The sequence below is a fragment of the Bradyrhizobium sp. LTSPM299 genome (assembly GCF_000938235.1).
GTDB lineage: Bacteria > Pseudomonadota > Alphaproteobacteria > Rhizobiales > Xanthobacteraceae > Bradyrhizobium.
In genome coordinates this window covers 1-16087 of sequence record NZ_JYMU01000066.1, presented here as the reverse complement: position 1 = coordinate 16087, position 16087 = coordinate 1, and the positions used below count along the sequence as shown (strand labels likewise).

General features: G+C 63.0%; 14 protein-coding genes and 1 pseudogene. 12 read left to right on the top strand and 3 right to left on the bottom strand.

What is annotated here, in order from left to right; translation table 11 throughout:
• Nucleotides 1-11: 11 nt before the first annotated feature.
• Nucleotides 12-1151 (bottom strand): acyl-CoA dehydrogenase family protein, encoded by a 1140-nt coding sequence (locus UP10_RS31690; RefSeq protein WP_044591133.1) that lies wholly within the window; start codon nt 1149-1151, stop codon nt 12-14.
• On the opposite strand from UP10_RS31690, the gene UP10_RS31685 reads away from it, so the two are divergent.
• The 4 genes from UP10_RS31685 (at nt 1150) to UP10_RS31670 (ending at nt 6421) form a co-directional block, all read left to right on the top strand.
• Entirely contained in the window at nt 1150-2103 is a 954-nt protein-coding gene (locus tag UP10_RS31685) for a FadR/GntR family transcriptional regulator (protein WP_082077345.1), read from the top strand. The genes UP10_RS31690 and UP10_RS31685 overlap by 2 nt on opposite strands.
• Nucleotides 2104-2164: 61 nt before the next feature.
• On the top strand, nt 2165-2974 hold the full coding sequence (locus UP10_RS31680) for an enoyl-CoA hydratase/isomerase family protein (protein WP_044591132.1): 810 nt from the start codon (nt 2165-2167) through the stop codon (nt 2972-2974).
• 47 nt (nt 2975-3021) lie between these two features.
• Entirely contained in the window at nt 3022-5217 is a 2196-nt protein-coding gene (locus UP10_RS31675) for an acyl-CoA dehydrogenase family protein (protein WP_245321994.1), read from the top strand.
• A gap of 10 nt (nt 5218-5227) precedes the next feature.
• Nucleotides 5228-6421 carry a CaiB/BaiF CoA transferase family protein gene (locus UP10_RS31670; protein WP_044591130.1) on the top strand — a complete coding sequence of 398 codons (1194 nt, stop codon included), beginning with the start codon at nt 5228-5230 and terminating at the stop codon, nt 6419-6421.
• Between the two features lie 16 nt (nt 6422-6437).
• On the opposite strand, the gene UP10_RS31665 is transcribed toward UP10_RS31670, so the two are convergent.
• Nucleotides 6438-6932, bottom strand: coding sequence for a MarR family winged helix-turn-helix transcriptional regulator (locus tag UP10_RS31665; RefSeq protein ID WP_044591129.1), 495 nt, complete (start codon nt 6930-6932; stop codon nt 6438-6440).
• A gap of 198 nt (nt 6933-7130) precedes the next feature.
• On the opposite strand from UP10_RS31665, the gene UP10_RS31660 reads away from it, so the two are divergent.
• The 8 genes and pseudogenes from UP10_RS31660 (at nt 7131) to UP10_RS31625 (ending at nt 14879) form a co-directional block, all read left to right on the top strand.
• On the top strand, nt 7131-7451 hold the full coding sequence (locus tag UP10_RS31660) for a type II toxin-antitoxin system HicB family antitoxin (RefSeq protein ID WP_044591128.1): 321 nt from the start codon (nt 7131-7133) through the stop codon (nt 7449-7451).
• 22 nt (nt 7452-7473) lie between these two features.
• Nucleotides 7474-8793 (top strand): Rieske 2Fe-2S domain-containing protein, encoded by a 1320-nt coding sequence (locus UP10_RS31655; protein WP_044591127.1) that lies wholly within the window; start codon nt 7474-7476, stop codon nt 8791-8793.
• A 12-nt stretch (nt 8794-8805) separates the two neighbouring features.
• Nucleotides 8806-9765 carry a PDR/VanB family oxidoreductase gene (locus UP10_RS31650; RefSeq protein WP_044591126.1) on the top strand — a complete coding sequence of 320 codons (960 nt, stop codon included), beginning with the start codon at nt 8806-8808 and terminating at the stop codon, nt 9763-9765.
• Between the two features lie 49 nt (nt 9766-9814).
• Nucleotides 9815-11005, top strand: a complete 1191-nt coding sequence (locus tag UP10_RS31645) for an ABC transporter substrate-binding protein (protein ID WP_349643990.1) — start codon at nt 9815-9817, stop codon at nt 11003-11005.
• Between the two features lie 77 nt (nt 11006-11082).
• On the top strand, nt 11083-12366 hold the full coding sequence (locus UP10_RS31640; protein WP_044591161.1) for a CaiB/BaiF CoA transferase family protein: 1284 nt from the start codon (nt 11083-11085) through the stop codon (nt 12364-12366).
• Nucleotides 12363-13553 (top strand): thiolase C-terminal domain-containing protein, encoded by a 1191-nt coding sequence (locus UP10_RS31635; RefSeq protein WP_044591124.1) that lies wholly within the window; start codon nt 12363-12365, stop codon nt 13551-13553. The genes UP10_RS31640 and UP10_RS31635 overlap by 4 nt, the downstream gene beginning before the upstream one ends.
• Complete coding sequence (locus UP10_RS31630) at nt 13550-14026, top strand: Zn-ribbon domain-containing OB-fold protein (RefSeq protein WP_082077344.1); 477 nt, start codon at nt 13550-13552, stop codon at nt 14024-14026. Before UP10_RS31635 ends, UP10_RS31630 begins: the two co-directional genes overlap by 4 nt.
• A 182-nt stretch (nt 14027-14208) precedes the next feature.
• A pseudogene (locus UP10_RS31625) lies at nt 14209-14879 on the top strand (SOS response-associated peptidase).
• A gap of 336 nt (nt 14880-15215) precedes the next feature.
• Here the strand turns inward: UP10_RS31625 and UP10_RS44665 are convergent.
• A complete protein-coding gene (locus tag UP10_RS44665) occupies nt 15216-15353 on the bottom strand; it encodes a hypothetical protein (protein ID WP_156180404.1) in 138 nt (45 codons plus the stop codon).
• Nucleotides 15354-16087 lie beyond the last annotated feature (734 nt).

Below are 16087 nucleotides of genomic sequence, written 5' to 3'. Positions count from 1 at the left end.
ATTGATAATTTTCATCGCAGCAGTTCTCGGGCAATGACCATCCGCTGAATCTGGTTGGTGCCCTCGAATATCTGGGTCAACTTGGCGTCGCGCATCATGCGTTCGACCGGGTAGTCCATCGTGTAGCCGTAACCGCCGAAGATCTGCACGGCGTCGGTCGTTACCTTCATGGCCATGTCGCTGCCGACGCATTTGGCCATGCTGGCGAGGACATTCAGGCGTTTCCAATCGCCGACATCGCCGGCGCGCGCGCATTCATAGACCAGGGCGCGCGCGGCCTCGATCTGCATGGCCATGTCGGCCAGCATGAATTGCACTCCCTGAAATTCGGAGATCGACTTCTCGAACTGCTTGCGCTCTTTCGCATAGGCGACGCTGGCGTCGAGCGCGCCCTGCGCCAGTCCGACGGATTGCGCGCCGATGGTCGGGCGGTTGAGGTCGAGCGCCCGCATCGAGGCGCGAAAGCCCTTACCTTCCTCGCCGACGAGATTCTCGGCCGGCACCCGCACATTGTCGAGGAAGATCGGCGTGTTGGGGGCGCCGCGAAAGCCCATCTTGCGCTCATGGCGACCGAACGAGATGCCCGGCATGGTCTTCGGCTCGACGATGAAGGCGCTAATCCCGTCCGCGCCGGTGCCGTCGCTGGTCCTCGCCATCACCACGATGTAGTCCGCGACGACGCCGTAGCTGCACCATTGCTTGCGGCCATTGAGGACGTAGCAGTCGCCGTCGCGTTTCGCCCGTGTGTTGATGGCGGTGACATCGGAGCCGGCCTGTGGCTCGGAGATCGCGATCGCGGTAACGACGCCGCCTTTCGCGATAATCGGCAGGTACTTTTTGCGCTGTTCCTCCGAACCGAAATGGAGCAGCGGCATGATGAACATGGTGTTGAGGCAGGCGATCGAGGCGCAGGCCGGCGATATCCTGGAGATCTCCTCGCGCGCGATGCAGGCCATGGTCAGGTTGCCGTTGGGGCCGCCATATTGCTCGGGCACCCACAGCTGCATCAGCCCCATCTCGCCGAACAGCTTGACGAGCTCGAGCGGGAAGCGGTCGGTTTCGTCAATCTCGGCGGCGATTGGCGCGACGTGCCTGGCGGCCATCTTTCGGACGTTGTCGCGAAACGCGACCTGCTCCTCGGTAAATCCCATGCGCAATCCCCGCTTTCTGCCTTTTTGCCGGAAAGTCCAAAAAAGGACTTCCATTGAATGGGTGATCCATTTAATAATTCACCGCATGTCGACCAAGTCAAGCCCTCGTGCGCCCGCCAGCCCAGCTTCGCCCTCACCGAAACGGAGGGGACGGGCCTCGGATCACCGTGCGGCCGGCGCGCCGGCGCCGCTGACGTTCCGGCCCATCCACACTCGCCGGGCGTTCGAGGAGATATGCGCGCGCATCCGCGAACAACTGGCGCTGGGAGTGCTCAAGCCCGGCGACAAATTGCCGCCGGAGCGCGACCTCGCGCAGCAGCTTGGCGTCAGCCGCAATGTGCTCCGAGAGGCGCTGCGCAGCCTTGAAATGGCCGGGGTGCTTCGTCTCCAGAAGGGCGTCAAGGGCGGCGCCTTCGTCCAGCAGGGCGACACCAGCCGGATGAATGTCGTGATGCGCGACATGCTCAGTCTCGGCACGATCTCGGTGCGCGAATTGTCCGAAGCGCGGATTCACGTCCTCGATATGGGGGTGCAATTGGCGTGCGTGAACGCGAAGCAGGCCGACTTCGAGGCGCTGGAAGGAAACATCGCGCGTACCGAGCTTGCCACCCGCGAGGGCCGGCTGCTGGACCGGGTCGAATGCGCCCGGGAGTTCTACAGGCTGCTGGCCGTGGCGAGCGGAAACAAGGTGATCGCGATGATCATGGATTCGGTCACCGAGATTCACATGCGGTTCGTCTATGCCAAGGTGGCGTCGAGCGGCGTGGCGATGGCCCGGCTGGTCGAGCGGCGTCGACAGTTCATGACGGCGCTGCGCGAGCGAGATGCCGCGTTAGCGACGCGCTTGATGCGCAGCCATCTCGGGGCGGTGCAGCGGATGCTGGAACAGGATCCCGGCGCCATGTCGCTTCAGGTCGCCTTGGCCGAGATGCAGCCCGGCATCAGAGGCTGACGGAGCCAGAAGTCGCGGCAAGACGGATCGAGTTCGAACAAGAACAGACACGGAGGAAGAAATGTCCCACTATGCCAAATATGAGTGCCTGACCGTCGACGTGGCCGACAAGGTCGCGACCGTAACCTTGAACCGGCCGCAGGCGCGCAACGCGATCAATCAGAAGCTGATCCGTGAGCTCCGGACGATCTGGGACGATCTGGCCGACGATCATGCCGTCAACGTCGTCGTGCTCACCGGCGTGGGGGAGTTCTTCAGCGTCGGCGGCGACGTCAAGGCGATGTCGGAACGACCGGGCGGTGATGTCCTCGAAGAAGGCGAGGTGCATGATCCCATGATCAGCCGGCGCGGCGTCACCCGTCAGCTCGAGCTCGACAAGCCGATCATCGCCGCCATCAATGGCGACGCCATCGGTCTCGCCGCAACCCACGCACTGCTTTGCGACATCACTGTGATGGCCGAAGATGCGCGCATCGGCGATACCCATGTGTCGCGCGTCGGCCTGGTGGCCGGCGATGGCGGTACCGTGATCTGGCCGCTTTTGATCGGCATCAACAAGGCCAAGGAGTACCTCATGCGAGGGACGCTCCTGAAGGGAAAGGAAGCCGAGCGGATCGGGCTGGTCAATCATGTCGTTCCGCGCGCGGAGGTGCTGGCCAAGGCCCGCGAGATCGCGGTCGAACTTGCCAATGGTCCGACCTGGGCCATTCGCTGGACCAAGCTGTCGATCAACCAGATCGTCAAGGAGCGGGTGAACATGATGCTCGAGGCTTCAATGGCGCTCGAACAGGTGACATTCGCGACCGCCGACCACAAGGAGGCGACGATGTCGTTCAAGGAGAAGCGCAAGCCGCGGTTCGGCCAGGGCTAGTGCTCGCCATGGACGGGGCTGAGCTCCCAACCGACGACGTCAGGGAGATGCTCCGGGATTCCCTGCGCGGGTTTCTCGGCGAGCACTGGAATGCGGATTGCCTCAGGCATGGTCCGTCTCCGCGCGAGGTCGCAGAGATATGGACCAGGCTCGTCGGGCAGGGCGTTGCAGCGCTCGGTCGCGATCCCGGGGAAGGGGGGCTTCGCGAGGTCTCCGTTGTGCTCGGAGAGCTCGGTCGCGCGGCGTGCTCGGCGCCGATGTGGTCCGCCGCGCTCGCCAATTTCGCGCTGTCGGCTTCGTCCTCTACGGCCGCGGCTGACCTGCTGGAGGGGCTTCATGCCGGCGCCGCACGGGTCGCGTTTTCGTTTGGCGCGCTCGATCCCGACGTCGGCGCAATCAAGGTCGCCGATCACGTTGCGACCGGCACGCTTCGCTTTGTCGAAGCCGCCGGAAGCTGCACGCATCTGCTCGTCGCAGTCGACCGATCCACGCTCGGTCTTGTCGCTTTGGATACCCCAGAGGTCGCAATAGCGCCGACCCGCGCCATGGGGGCCTGGGGTTTTCATGAAGTTCGGCTGAATTCGGCGCCGGTAACGGCCATTGCTCTGGACAACGGCGTGCTCGATGATCTCATGGTCAAGGGAAAGCTGGCGCTGATCGCACGGGCGCACGGCGCAGCCCGCCGCGCCTTCGAGCTGGCGACAGACTACGCGAAAGAGCGGCACCAGTTCGGGCAGCCCATCGGAAAGTTCCAGGCGATCCAGCACAAGCTTGCCGATTGCCTCATCGCCCTTGAAGGAGTGCGTCTGGCTCTGGATCACGCGGCGGCGTTGCACGATCGTGGCGATCGCGATTGGCGCTATTTTTCGAATTGTGCGGTTGTCTTTGCGAGCGGCGCTCTGCGGCGGGTGTCACTCGAAACCCACCACGCGTTCGGCGCCATCGGTTACGCCGACGAACACGAGGCGCCGCTGCACTTCAAGCGGGTGCACCTGGACACGATCGCGCTGGGCGGACTATTGCATGCGAAGCGGCGCATAGCTTCGCATTTGCTTGATCCCGGCAGCTCCGGCCTGCCCGAATACGACCTCGGTCCTGCCGGCAATCGGCTGCGCGTGCAGCTGCGGGAATGGCTGGAGCAGAACTGGTCGGGGGACAGCAAGGCGGAATTCGATTCCAGGCCGTTCGCCAAGCGGGAGTTCGACGCCGATTTCGCGCGCGACATCGGCAAGACGGGCTGGATCGGTCTCGGCTGGCCCAAGGAGTTCGGCGGCCAGGCGCGCTCGCCGCTCGAGCAGATCGCCTTCATGGAGACGATGGAACGCGGCGAGGCGCCGCGCATCGGCGCGTCGATCCAGGCCAACGCCCTGATGATGTTCGGGACATCAGAGCAGCAACGCAAATACCTGCCCGAGATACTTCGTGGCGAGGCCATGCATGGCATGGGGTACAGCGAGCCGCAGGCTGGCTCCGATCTTGCGGCACTGCGCACCAGCGCGGTGCGCGGCGGCGATCACTGGGTGATCAACGGCCAGAAGATCTGGACCACGACGTGGTGGGGCAAATACATGTTCCTCGCCGCGCGCACGGACAAGGACGCAAAGCCGCCGCATGCCGGCATCAGCATGTTCATCGTGCCGATGAATGCTCCGGGGATCACGATCCGGCCCGCGACCACGATGTATGACGGTTCGTTCGCCAACATCTTCTACGACAATGTCCGGATTCCGCAGGAGAACATCGTCGGCGAGGTCAATGCCGGCTGGAAGGTGTTGACCGGCGCGCTCGCCTTCGAGCGCGGCCTGGTCGGAGGCGGCATCGTGCTGAAGGTCGCCCACGCGTTTGAGCAATTGTGCCGGCATGTCATCGCGGCAGATACCGCCGGGGCGGCGCTGGGCGATGATCCGGTTATCCGCGACAGGATGGCTACCCTCGCAGCGGATATCGAAGTCGGACGCCTGTTGATGATGCATTGCGCCGAACTCGCCACCGGCGGCGTGACGCCGCCTGAATACGGCGCCATCAGCAAGGTCTTCTCCAGCGAATTGATGGAGCGTTTCGGCGAAGCCGCGCTCGACATTCTTGGCATGCGCGCCGCGCTGTCCGAGCAGATGCTGGACGCGATCGACAACGGCCGCTTCGAACAGAACCTGCGCCATTCGCTGATGTGGGTCATCAGCATCGGTACCAATGAGATTCAGCGCAGCCTGATCGCGCAACGTGCGCTTGGATTGCCCAGATAGGAGTCGTCGCATGCAGCAGCAAGCCTCCGCGCCACCTCTCGAGGGCAAGCGTGTGCTCGATTTCTCGATCATGCTGGCCGGCCCCTATTGTGCCCGGCTGCTCGCCGACGTCGGCGCTGATGTGATCAAGATCGAGCCGCCCGAAGGCGATGACATGCGGTTGCGGACACCGCTTCGCGACGGCCATAGCGCCTATTTCGGGCAGCTCAATGCGGGCAAGCGGAGCTTGGCGCTCGACCTGAAGAGCCCTGAGGCGATCAGACTGGTGCATCAATTGGTGTCGGAGACAGACATCCTGGTCGAGAACTTTCGGCCGGGCGTGATGGATCGTCTCGGCCTCGGCTATGAGGCGCTGCGCGCGATCAATCCCCGCCTGATCTATTGCTCGATCTCGGGTTACGGACAATCCGGTCCCGCCGCGGAGCGCGCGGCCTATGCCATGATCGTCCATGCCGAGAGCGGCTTCGATCGTTCATTGATGCGATATGCCGGCGACAGGGATCGGCCGGCGTCCGGCGCGATTTTCGTCGCAGACGTGCTGGGCGGCATTTTCGGCTACTCCGCGATTCAGACCGCGTTGGTGCAACGTGCGCGGACCGGGGTGGGCCAGCGGATCGACGTCGCGTTGATGGACTGCATGCTGAACCTGCTCGTCTACGAACTGCAGGAGGCGCAGTTTCCGATCCGCTCGCCGCGCCCGACCTATGGTCCGGTGCGTGCCCTGGATGGCGATATCCTGATCGCGCCGATCACACCGCGGAATTTTGCGGCGCTCTGCGAGGTGACGGGGCAAAGCGAGCTTGCCGAAGACGCGCGGTTCAAAACCGTACCCGGACGAGGCGCGAACTGGACCGCGATGATGCAGGTGATCGAACAATGGACCGCGCAGCACACGGTGCGCGATTGCATGGCCGCGCTCGATCGCGCCGGCGTTCCCGCTGCCGAATATCGCGATCCCGGCGCGGCGCTGACCGATCCGCATCTCCTTCAGCGCGGCTCATTCGCGTCCATCGCCGACGGAGCGGGCGAGTTCATGGGGGTGAATGCCCCCTGGAAAATGTCGGGCGCGTCGACTTCCATGCAGCGCGACATCCCCGGGATCGGAGCGCATCGCGACGAGGTGCTGTCGCGGGTGCTTGGCCTATCTGCGGAGGCCATTGCCGATCTTCGCGAAGCGGGCGCGTTTGGCAGCGTGACGGCCTAGCTCGGCCACGCTGTCGTCACGTGTCGGTTGGCGAATCCGGCGGCGGAGCCTTTGCGATGGCCAGCAGGCATTTGAGGAAATGCGCGCGGTCTTCCTTGCGCAGGGGAGCCAGCATGATGTCCTGCAACTCGGCCGCGGCCGGAATCACGGCCAAAAGGGCTTCTTCGCCCTTGGCAGTAATTTGCACCTGAATCGACCGGCGATCGTCCGGATTGCTCTTCTTTGAAATCAGCCTGCGCGCCGTCATCCGCTTGAGCATTTCGCTGAGCGTGTTGCGGTCGCAACTGATTCTGTCGGCCAGAACCGACGGCGTGAGCGGACCCAATTGGTAAAGCGCCATCAGAAGGCCGAATTGCCGCGGCGTGATGTCGGACTGGCGGGTCAGGCTCTGATAGAGGCCGTCGTACCGGGCTTCGAGCAGCCGGAGCAGAAATCCGACGCCGCCCTCCAACTGCCAGTGACGGGCAATGTCCGCGGCGGAGCCAGTCTTGATTGCCTTGTCGGCCGACATGCCGTCGTGATCCCCGCTGCAGATGCGAATTCACGTAGGCGTTAGCAGCTTGACGGCGTGCCCTCAACGGCCCGGTGAACCGGCGATGCAGCGGGTTCCAGTCGATATCGAGACTTTAGAGCTATTGCACGGTCGTCATCAATGTAGTACGTATACGTATCAAGTGCGGCGCAACAAGACGCCGTCTGGGAGGTTTCCTTGGACCTGCGTGAATTGCTCTCGATTCCCTATCTGCTTGAGGCCGAGGCGGTCGAAACCGAGCCCGGACAGTGGCTGCTTCGTCTCGCCTATCCGGAGTTGCCGGGCTGCACCGCGGAAGGGGCCGTCGTCGAGGACGCGCTGAAGGAACTGGAGCGGCGGCGGATCGAAATGATCGTCAGCCTGGTCGAGCAAGGGAAAGAGCCACCCATCCCACGTCGTCCGCTCGCAGCGTCTGATCCGCTTTGGACCGTGCAGGATCTGGGATTGTCCGGCCGCGTCGCCGCACTGCTGGGCCGCACGCCGAACCAGAGCACCTGATTACAGGAAACGGAGGAAGCTCATGCTCTCGCGAGAAGACAATGAACGCCTGGTCAGAGTTGGAAAAGGCACACCGCTCGGGGATCTCTTTCGGCTCTACTGGATTCCCTTCCTGCCGTCGGCGGACCTCGTCAAGGACGGGCAACCGAAGCGCATCCGGCTGCTTGGGGAAGATCTGGTCGCCTTCAGGGACTCCGAAGACCGCGTCGGGTTGGTCGACCAGGCCTGTTCGCATCGCGGCGCGCCGCTGATCTTTGGACGAAATGAGGATTGCGGGCTTCGCTGCGTCTACCACGGCTGGAAATTCGACGTCAGCGGCGCTGTGACCGATATGCCGGCGGAGCCTGCCCGCAGCCGCCTCAAGGAGCGCGTGCGCATCAAGGCCTATCCCTGCAAGGAGCGCAACGGGATGATCTGGACCTACATGGGTCCCGATCAGGCCGAACTGCCGCTGCTGCCCAATGTCGAATGGAATCTGGTCCCGGAGGCGCAGGTGCACATCTCGCTTCGGGTTCAGGAGTGCAACTGGCTGCAGGCCGTCGAAGGCGAGATCGACTCGGCGCATGCGCCGCTGCTGCACGGGCGGCTGGATGCCCAGGGCACGACGAGTGCCTGGATCCAGAAGCGCGACCTTCGCCCGACCTTCGAATGCATCAAGCAGGATTTCGGGATGAGCATCGCGGCGCGGCGCAACTACGACGCCAATACGCTGTACTGGCGCGTCAACCAGTTCATGCTGCCGTTCTATACCCTGGTGCCGCCGTTGTCGCCGTTCCCGGATCTGAGCGGACACGCCTGGGTGCCGATCGACGACGAGAACACGCTCTGCATCATGTTCTCGTATCATCCGTCGGAGCCGCTGCAGGCCAAGACGCGGCAGATCTTTGCCGAAGGACACAATGGCCGGGAAAGCGGTCATGCCAGCCGCCATGCGCTGGTCGAACATCCCGTGACTGTTCCGTATGCGGGCTATTGGACGAAATACAATCCGCAGAACGGCTTCCAGTTCGACCACCAGGCGCAGCAAACCACTTGGTTCTCCGGATTGCCGGGCCTCTGGGTGCAGGACGGCGCCTGCCAGAGCGGCGTGTCGCCGATCTTCGATCGCACCAAGGAGAACCTCTGCTCGAGCGACACCGGAATCGCGATGACGCGGCGTTTCATTCTGGAGGCGCTTGGTGCCTATCGCGATCACGGCACCAGGCCCAAGGGCGTGACGGATCCTGATGTCTTCATGGTTCGAGCGGTGTCGATGCGATTGCCGCCGGAGGACTCCTGGGTCAATGTCGGTGCTCCGTTCATGCGGGCGAAGCTCGGTGCCGATTTCGGGTACGAGCTGTGAGGCGCCCGCGTCATGGCTGATGGTCTCGAGGTCCGGGTCAAGCGCATCAGTTACGAGGCCGAGGGCATCAATTCCTACGAATTGGTGTCACCGACGGGCGGCGATCTCGTTCCCTTCACCGCCGGCAGCCATATCGACCTGCATCTCTCGAACGGCATGATCCGCAGCTATTCGCTGGTGAACGACCAGCGCGAACGGCATCGCTATGTCATTGCGGTCAACAAGGATGCCGCGAGCCGGGGCGGGTCACGCTTCGTCCATGACAATTTCAAGGTGGGCGACATCATCACCGTGTCTCACCCGCGCAACAATTTTGCGCTGCAAGAGGGAGCCGAGCTCTCGGTGCTGATCGCAGGCGGGATCGGGATCACGCCGCTGTTGTCGATGGTCCGCCAACTTGAGACGCTGCGGCGACCCTGGAAGCTGTTCTATGCCGCAAGGACGCGCCTGGCCGCCGCCTTCCTCGACGACCTCAATGCTCTCCGACCGGACATTGGTCGGAATCTGCACCTCGATTTGGATGACGAGCGCCCGGGCCGTCTGTTCGATCTTGCTGCCATTGTCAAGAACGCGCCTGCGCATGCCCATCTTTACTGCTGTGGCCCGGTGCCCATGCTCGAAGCATTCGAGGCGGCGACGGCCGATCGCCCCGCCGATCACGTGCATGTCGAGTATTTTCAGGCCAGGGAAGCGCCGGCGATCGAAGGTGGCTTCGAGGTCAGACTGGTGCGAAGCAATCGGACGATCGCGGTCGACGCCGGTAAGACGATCCTGGATGCGCTGCTGGATGCCGGAATATCGGCGAACTACGCCTGCACGGAAGGGGTTTGCGGCACCTGCGAAACGCGCGTGATCGACGGCATACCCGACCATCGCGACCAGTTCTTGAGCAAGGACGAGCAGGCGGCGAACAAGTCGATCATGATCTGCTGTTCAGGCGCCAAATGCCGCACGCTGGTCCTGGACCTTTGAAGCAACAACATCGTCAATGGGTGGACGCACAATGAAATTTCTCTCGCAAATGATTGCAGTATCCCTTCTCGCCATCGGTGCATGCGCTCCTGCTTTCGCCGATGCGGCGCGCGCGATCAAGATCGGCGTACTCAACGACGCCTCCGGCCCGTATTCTGACAATGCCGGGGAGGGCTCGGTGACGGCGGCGAAGATGGCCGCCGAGGATTTCATGCAGCTACACCCTGATTTCAAGGTCGAGATCGTCTCGGCTGATCACCAGAACAAGGCCGATGTGGGAGCCGCGATTGCGCGCCGCTGGATCGACCAGGACAAGGTCGATGCGGTTGCCGACGTGCCGAACTCGGCGGTCGGTCTCGCCGTCAACGAGGTCGTCCGCGGCAGCAAGGCGGCCCTGATCGCGTCGAGCGCCGCGTCGTCGGACCTGACCGGAAAATACTGCTCGCCGAACACGATACAATGGACCTTCGACACCTGGGCGGCCTCGCATACGATCGGTAGCTACCTTGTGCACCATGGTGGCAAGAAGTGGTATTTCATCGCAACCGACAACGCGCTTGGAAAGTCCATGGTGCGCGACGGAACGTCGGTGATCAACGCAGGCGGCGGCACCGTCCTCGGGTCAGTCAATGTACCCATCAACAACGCGGACTATGCGTCGTTCATCCTGCAGGCGGACAGCTCCGGCGCCGACGTGATCGCTTTCGCGACCGCCGGCGGCGACACCGTCAACCTGATCAAGCAATCTTCGGAGTTCGGGCTGAAGCAGAACGGCCGGACCTTTGCCGCGCTGCTGACCACCACGAACGATGTCGAGGCGAGCGGGCTCATCGTGGGGCAGGGGCTCATCATCACCCAGCCGTTCTATTGGAACCTGAATGATGCCAGCCGCGCTTGGTCGGCGAAGTTCGGCGAGCGGCAACATGGCCAATCGCCGACCGCTTTCCACGCCGGGGTGTATTCGTCGGTGCTTGCCTATTTGAACGCGGCGCAGGCGGCCGGAACCAACGACGCGCCGGCGGTCATCGGAAAGATGAAGGAAGCGCCGATCGATGACGCGCTGTTTGGACCGGTCGTCGTGCGTGCCGACGGCCGCGCCATCCACAACATGTACATCCTGAAGGTGAAGGACCCGAAGGCCTCGACAGGCAAATGGGACCTTCTGGAGAACGTCGGCGTCCTGAGCGGCCCCGAAGCGTTTCGGCCGGTCGATCAGGGCGGATGCGCGATGGTCGAATAATCCAAAAGCAACTGACGCGCTGCAACCGAAGACCCGATTTCACGACCGCCCGGCGGCAAACACCAGTGGATGTCAACATGTTGGACCAGCTCGAAGCAGACTTTCCGGAGCATACGCCGCGTCCGTCCCATGCGCCGAAGGCGCTCGAGGGGATCCGGGTCGTCGACTTCTCGCACTTCATCGCCGGTCCCTTTGCGACGATGATCCTGGCCGACATGGGGGCGGAGGTTATCAAGATAGAAGCGCCCGGTCGCGGCGACGATCTTCGTCGCTATCCGCCGGTGCATGCCGAGCTCAAGCACGGGGCGCCGTTTCTCTGGACCAACCGCAACAAGCGCAGCGTCGCGCTTGACCTGAAATCGGCAGAGGGTGTCGAGATCGCTCGCGAGCTGCTCGCGACCGCGGATGTCGTCGTCGAGAACTTCTCGACTGGCGTCATGGCGCGGCTCGGGCTCGACTATGAGACCTGCCGCAAGATCAGGCCGGAAATCATCTACTGCTCGGTGTCGGCCTATGGACGCGAGGGGACGTTCGCGGACCGACTCGGTTTCGATCCGATCGCACAGGTCGAGAGCGGCTTCGTGTCCATGAACGGCTATGCCGATCGCGAGGGGGTGCGGGCGCTCTCGCCGGTGATGGACATCAGCACGGCGATGATGGCCTCTAATGCGATCCTCGGTGCGCTCGTCGCCCGCGAGCGCAGCGGCCTCGGCCAGGCGGTCGAGGTCTCGCTGTTCGACAATGCCGTATTGATGACCGGCTATGCCACGATGCAGCATCTGTTCAGCGGCGCAGATCCGCAACGGCAGGGTAACACCAGCCCCGACACCTGTCCGTCGGGCGTGTTTCAAGCGAAGGATTGCGCGTTCTACATCAACTGTGGCAATGACAAGATATTCCAGCGCCTGATGTCGCAGGTGATCGATCGCGCCGATCTGGCGGAGGCCGAGATCTATGCAACAGGATCCGATCGGATCCGGCGGCGGGACGAACTGTTCGCGATCCTTGGCGAGGCGTTCGCTGCCCAACCCTGGTCGCACTGGCAGTCGCGGATGCGGGCGGCCGGTGTCCCCTGCGGGCAGGTTCGCACCGTTGGCGAAGCGATCCGCTCCCCGGAAGCGAGGGAGCGCGGAATCGTCACCCGGATTCCGCACGATACAGTGGGCTGGGTGCCGAACGTGAACCTGCCGATCCGCTATTCGCGGACGCCGGTGGTCGATCCCGTCGCGGCACCCGCCGTTGGACAGCACACCGAAAGCGTATTACGGGAGCTGCTCGGCTATGACGACGCGCGCCTGGCGCGGCTGGCAGAGGCGGGGACGTTCGGCGCGGCTGTATCGCGACAGGACATCAGGACATGACGGTGCGAACCGAGCGCACGCTCAGAGGCCGTGTTGCCGTCATCGGGATCGGCGAAACGGACTATTATCGCCACGGCGCCTCGCCGGACCCGGAATTCAAGCTCGCCCTCAAGGCCATACTGGCGGCTTGCGCGGACGCCGGGCTCGATCCGCGCGAGATCGACGGGTTTTCCTCCTACAGCGATGATCGCAGCGAAGCATCCCGCCTGGCTGCGGCGCTTGGCACACACAGGCTGCGTACCGCAACGATGCAGTGGGGCGGTGGCGGCGGTGGCTGCTGCGCGGCGGTGGCCAATGCGGCCGCCTCGATCGTCGCAGGGCTTGCCGATTGCGTCGTCGTGTTTCGTTCGCTGGCCCAAGGTCAGTACGGCCGGTTCGGACAGGCCGGTGCGGTCGACACCATATCAGGCGAGAAAGCCTATCTGATGCCCTACGGCGTTCTGGCGCCGCCGCAGCGGTTTGCAATGAGGGTGCGCCGGTACATGCACGAGCACGGCGTCCGGCAGGAGGCGTTACGCGCGATTGCGCTGGCGTCCTACCATCACGCACAGGCCAATCCGCGTGCCGTCATGCACGGCAAGCCGCTCGACCCCGACAAGTACGACGCCTCCCGCTGGATCGTTGAGCCGCTTCATCTGTACGATTGTTGCATGGAGAACGACGGCGCGGCGGCCATTGTTCTGGTATCCGAAGAGCGCGCCAGTGAATTCCGGCACAAGCCGGCCTACGTGCTGGGTGCAGCCGTAGGCTCCGGATTTCGCGCAGGCGCCGTTGCACACAACGCGCCGCTCTATGCCGGCGCGAGCTTCGCGACGGTTGCACCGGATCTCTATCGCATGGCTGACGTCGGGCCATCAGATGTCGGTGTAGTCCAGTGCTACGAAAATTTCACGGGCGGCGTGGTGATGGCGCTGGCGGAGCACGGCTTCTTCAAGCCGGAGGAGGCCAACGACTTTCTGACGGTCGAAAACCTGCTGGCGCCGTCCGGGCGGCTGCCGCTCAATACCAGCGGCGGCAATCTGGCCGAATGCTACATGCACGGCTTTGAACTGGTTCTGGAAGCCGTCCGCCAGGTGCGAGGCACTTCAACGAGCCAGGCGCGGCGACGTGACGTTGCGATGGTCATCGGCGGTCCCATGGTCACACCGGCCAGCAATCTCATCCTTGGTTCGGAGGCAGTGCTATGAGCAACACCGTAAGCTCGTTCTGCCTTCCCGTAGGACTGCCGATACCGGTGGCCGAGCCCGATGCCTTGTCAGCTCCGTATTGGGCAGGGCTGCGGAACAACCGGCTGTTCGTGCAACGCTGCGATCGTTGCCGAACCTGGCAATTTGGACCGGAATGGCTTTGCCATCATTGCCACGCCTTCGATCCAAACTGGACCGAAATCGAGCCGAGCGGCCGGATCTACAGTTGGGAGCGCGTGTGGCATCCGGCGCACGCGGCGCTAAGGCAGCACGGTCCGTACATCGCAGTCCTTGTCGAACTTCCTCATGCCGGCAACGTACGCATGGTGGGTAATTTGCTGGGCGACCCCATGCAGGTGGTCGCCATTGGAGCCGACGTCGAAGGTATGTTTGAACACCATCCGGAATCGAATCCACCATATTCCTTGCTGCAATGGCAGCTGAGGTCGGACCCTCAGGTGATCGACAATTGAGCGAACGAGCGTTACATACGTTTGGAGCTTGAGATTAGGTCGAATTGGACTTCAATTACTGGACATGGCTCAAACTTCCTCATGATGGATTGGAGCGCGAGTTTAATCGTTTCAATTAGTTAGAAGTTGCGTGTGCACGATGTGTGCACCGGGAAATCAAAGAAAATCTCAGCAAAGCTGACATGCGGGGGCGTTGGCTGAGCGTTTCGCTTGCCGGGACCAACCAGGAAGCCATCCGCGCGCTCTTTCGCGCGGTCAACCGCTATGTCGGCAACCTTGCACCGATGCCCGGCGTGTTTCCCGACTATCCGGCGCCCGTTGTCAGGAACGCCGGTGCAGATCGCGGGATGACCATGATGCGCTGGGGCATGCCGCCGCCACGCGCGGGCGGCTTCCCCGTCACCAATATCCGCAACACCACGTCGCCGCACTGGCGGGGCTGGCTGAAGCCGGAGAGCCGCTGTGTCGTACCGGCCAACAGCTTCGCGGAATATGCGCCGGACCCCAACCCTGCGACCGGCAAGAAAGACGTCGTGTGGTTCGCCTTGAACGACGACCGGCGCCTGTTCGCTTTCGGGGGACTCTGGACCGAGTTCAAAGGTGACCGCGGGACCAAATCGAAGCCGATCCCCGGACCTCACCTTGTTTACGGCTTTCTCACCACCGCGCCGAATGCGATCGTCGAACCGATACATCCCAAGGCCATGCCGTAATCCTGACGACCGACGAAGAACGCGACGTATGGATGCGTGCGCCTTGGGACGAGGCCAAGGCTTTGCAGCGGCCACTGCCGGATAACGCTTTGCGGATCGTGGCGCGTGGTGCCGATGAGGAAGACCGCGCGGCGGCGTGAGAAAGTTGTGCGACAGGTGCGGTGGCGCTCACGCCATGGTTCAAATGAATCGCGATAGGGCGCGTCCGCATTCGCGGACCAGGCTCTCGTGAACCGCACCGCAAGAGCGTCGCGGCCATGCGGCATGAATCCTTCGCGCAAGAGCAGATCATGCCCACCGGGGCAGAAACGAAAAGCCGGACCTTTATGCAGTAGCCACCTGCACAAAGGTCTGGCCTTATCTTGCCTTGCCGCGATACCGAACGGCTGCAAAGGACACTTCATATCCTTTGGGAGAGGTTTCACTTTGCGTCCGGGGTGTGATCCAGCGACGCAATCTATCGGTCGCGGTTACGACTACTTCTTTTTCTTTGAAGTCTTCTTTGCCACCTTCTTGGTGGCTGCCTTTGCGGTCTTCTTTGCCTTCTTCGCTTTCTTGGCCATGTCGTCCTCTTTAAGTGGCTCAGTGAACATGCACACGCCGAGTATCGACATGCACAACATCGAGATTATATCATAAATGCAAAATTGATACCAACGCGTCGTGAAGTCGTTCCTGAGTCGCTCGCCGGAGGCACTCGCTCGCGGGCCCCGCCGTCATTGCATGCCGGCGTCGCTATCACTGTCCCGCGTTCGGGTGCCTTGTTAACCGGTCTCCCGACTGCAGTCGCCTCGGTGCCCGCGGTCATTTCATGCCCGCGTCGCTATCACTGCCCTCGCGTCGGCTGCCTTTTTCTCAAGGCATGGCTTGCATCAACAGATCTCTCTTGGGGTTAAGGGGCGCGGCCCCTCGCGCGCGCCAGGGTGAAGCGCCGGCAAACGCCGGCGCCGACCCGAGCGGTATCCCCGGTCTTCCGCGCTTCCCCAGATCCTGAATCGTCGCGGTCAGTCGTGCGCTTGTGTAGACCCGCTCTTCGAGCGACCCTTAAGGCGGGCGATCCCCCTCCACTCGGGTCGCCCTGGCACTTGCTACCCCCGCTCTCGCCGACGGGCAGGGCGCAGGCGCAGGTGCGTGTCTCGCGCCCTTGGCCAAAAGGAGATCGATCATGGCGGCCAAGCACGCAGAAACCATGGTGCCGAATCCGACGACCTGACGGCGCAATGTGAGAGTGCCGAAGACTGCCTGATGAGGTCGATGCGCGTTTCGGTGAGCTTAGGGAGAGCGAGACGCTGTTTGGCCCAAAGCCAGTCGGATGCGGGCGCGTTGTGCTCAGCGCTCGGACACCCGC

Coding starts and splice junctions, on each gene's coding strand:
- UP10_RS31635 (WP_044591124.1), top strand. CDS start 12,363: ATGACGGTGCGAACCGAGCGCACGCTCAGAGGCCGTGTTGCCGTCATC.
- UP10_RS31650 (WP_044591126.1), top strand. CDS start 8,806: ATGGCTGATGGTCTCGAGGTCCGGGTCAAGCGCATCAGTTACGAGGCC.
- UP10_RS31630 (WP_082077344.1), top strand. CDS start 13,550: ATGAGCAACACCGTAAGCTCGTTCTGCCTTCCCGTAGGACTGCCGATA.
- UP10_RS31690 (WP_044591133.1), bottom strand. CDS start 1,151: ATGGGATTTACCGAGGAGCAGGTCGCGTTTCGCGACAACGTCCGAAAG.
- UP10_RS44665 (WP_156180404.1), bottom strand. CDS start 15,353: ATGTCGATACTCGGCGTGTGCATGTTCACTGAGCCACTTAAAGAGGAC.
- UP10_RS31675 (WP_245321994.1), top strand. CDS start 3,022: ATGCTCCGGGATTCCCTGCGCGGGTTTCTCGGCGAGCACTGGAATGCG.
- UP10_RS31670 (WP_044591130.1), top strand. CDS start 5,228: ATGCAGCAGCAAGCCTCCGCGCCACCTCTCGAGGGCAAGCGTGTGCTC.
- UP10_RS31640 (WP_044591161.1), top strand. CDS start 11,083: ATGTTGGACCAGCTCGAAGCAGACTTTCCGGAGCATACGCCGCGTCCG.
- UP10_RS31655 (WP_044591127.1), top strand. CDS start 7,474: ATGCTCTCGCGAGAAGACAATGAACGCCTGGTCAGAGTTGGAAAAGGC.
- UP10_RS31685 (WP_082077345.1), top strand. CDS start 1,150: ATGCGCAATCCCCGCTTTCTGCCTTTTTGCCGGAAAGTCCAAAAAAGG.
- UP10_RS31645 (WP_349643990.1), top strand. CDS start 9,815: ATGATTGCAGTATCCCTTCTCGCCATCGGTGCATGCGCTCCTGCTTTC.
- UP10_RS31665 (WP_044591129.1), bottom strand. CDS start 6,932: ATGTCGGCCGACAAGGCAATCAAGACTGGCTCCGCCGCGGACATTGCC.
- UP10_RS31680 (WP_044591132.1), top strand. CDS start 2,165: ATGTCCCACTATGCCAAATATGAGTGCCTGACCGTCGACGTGGCCGAC.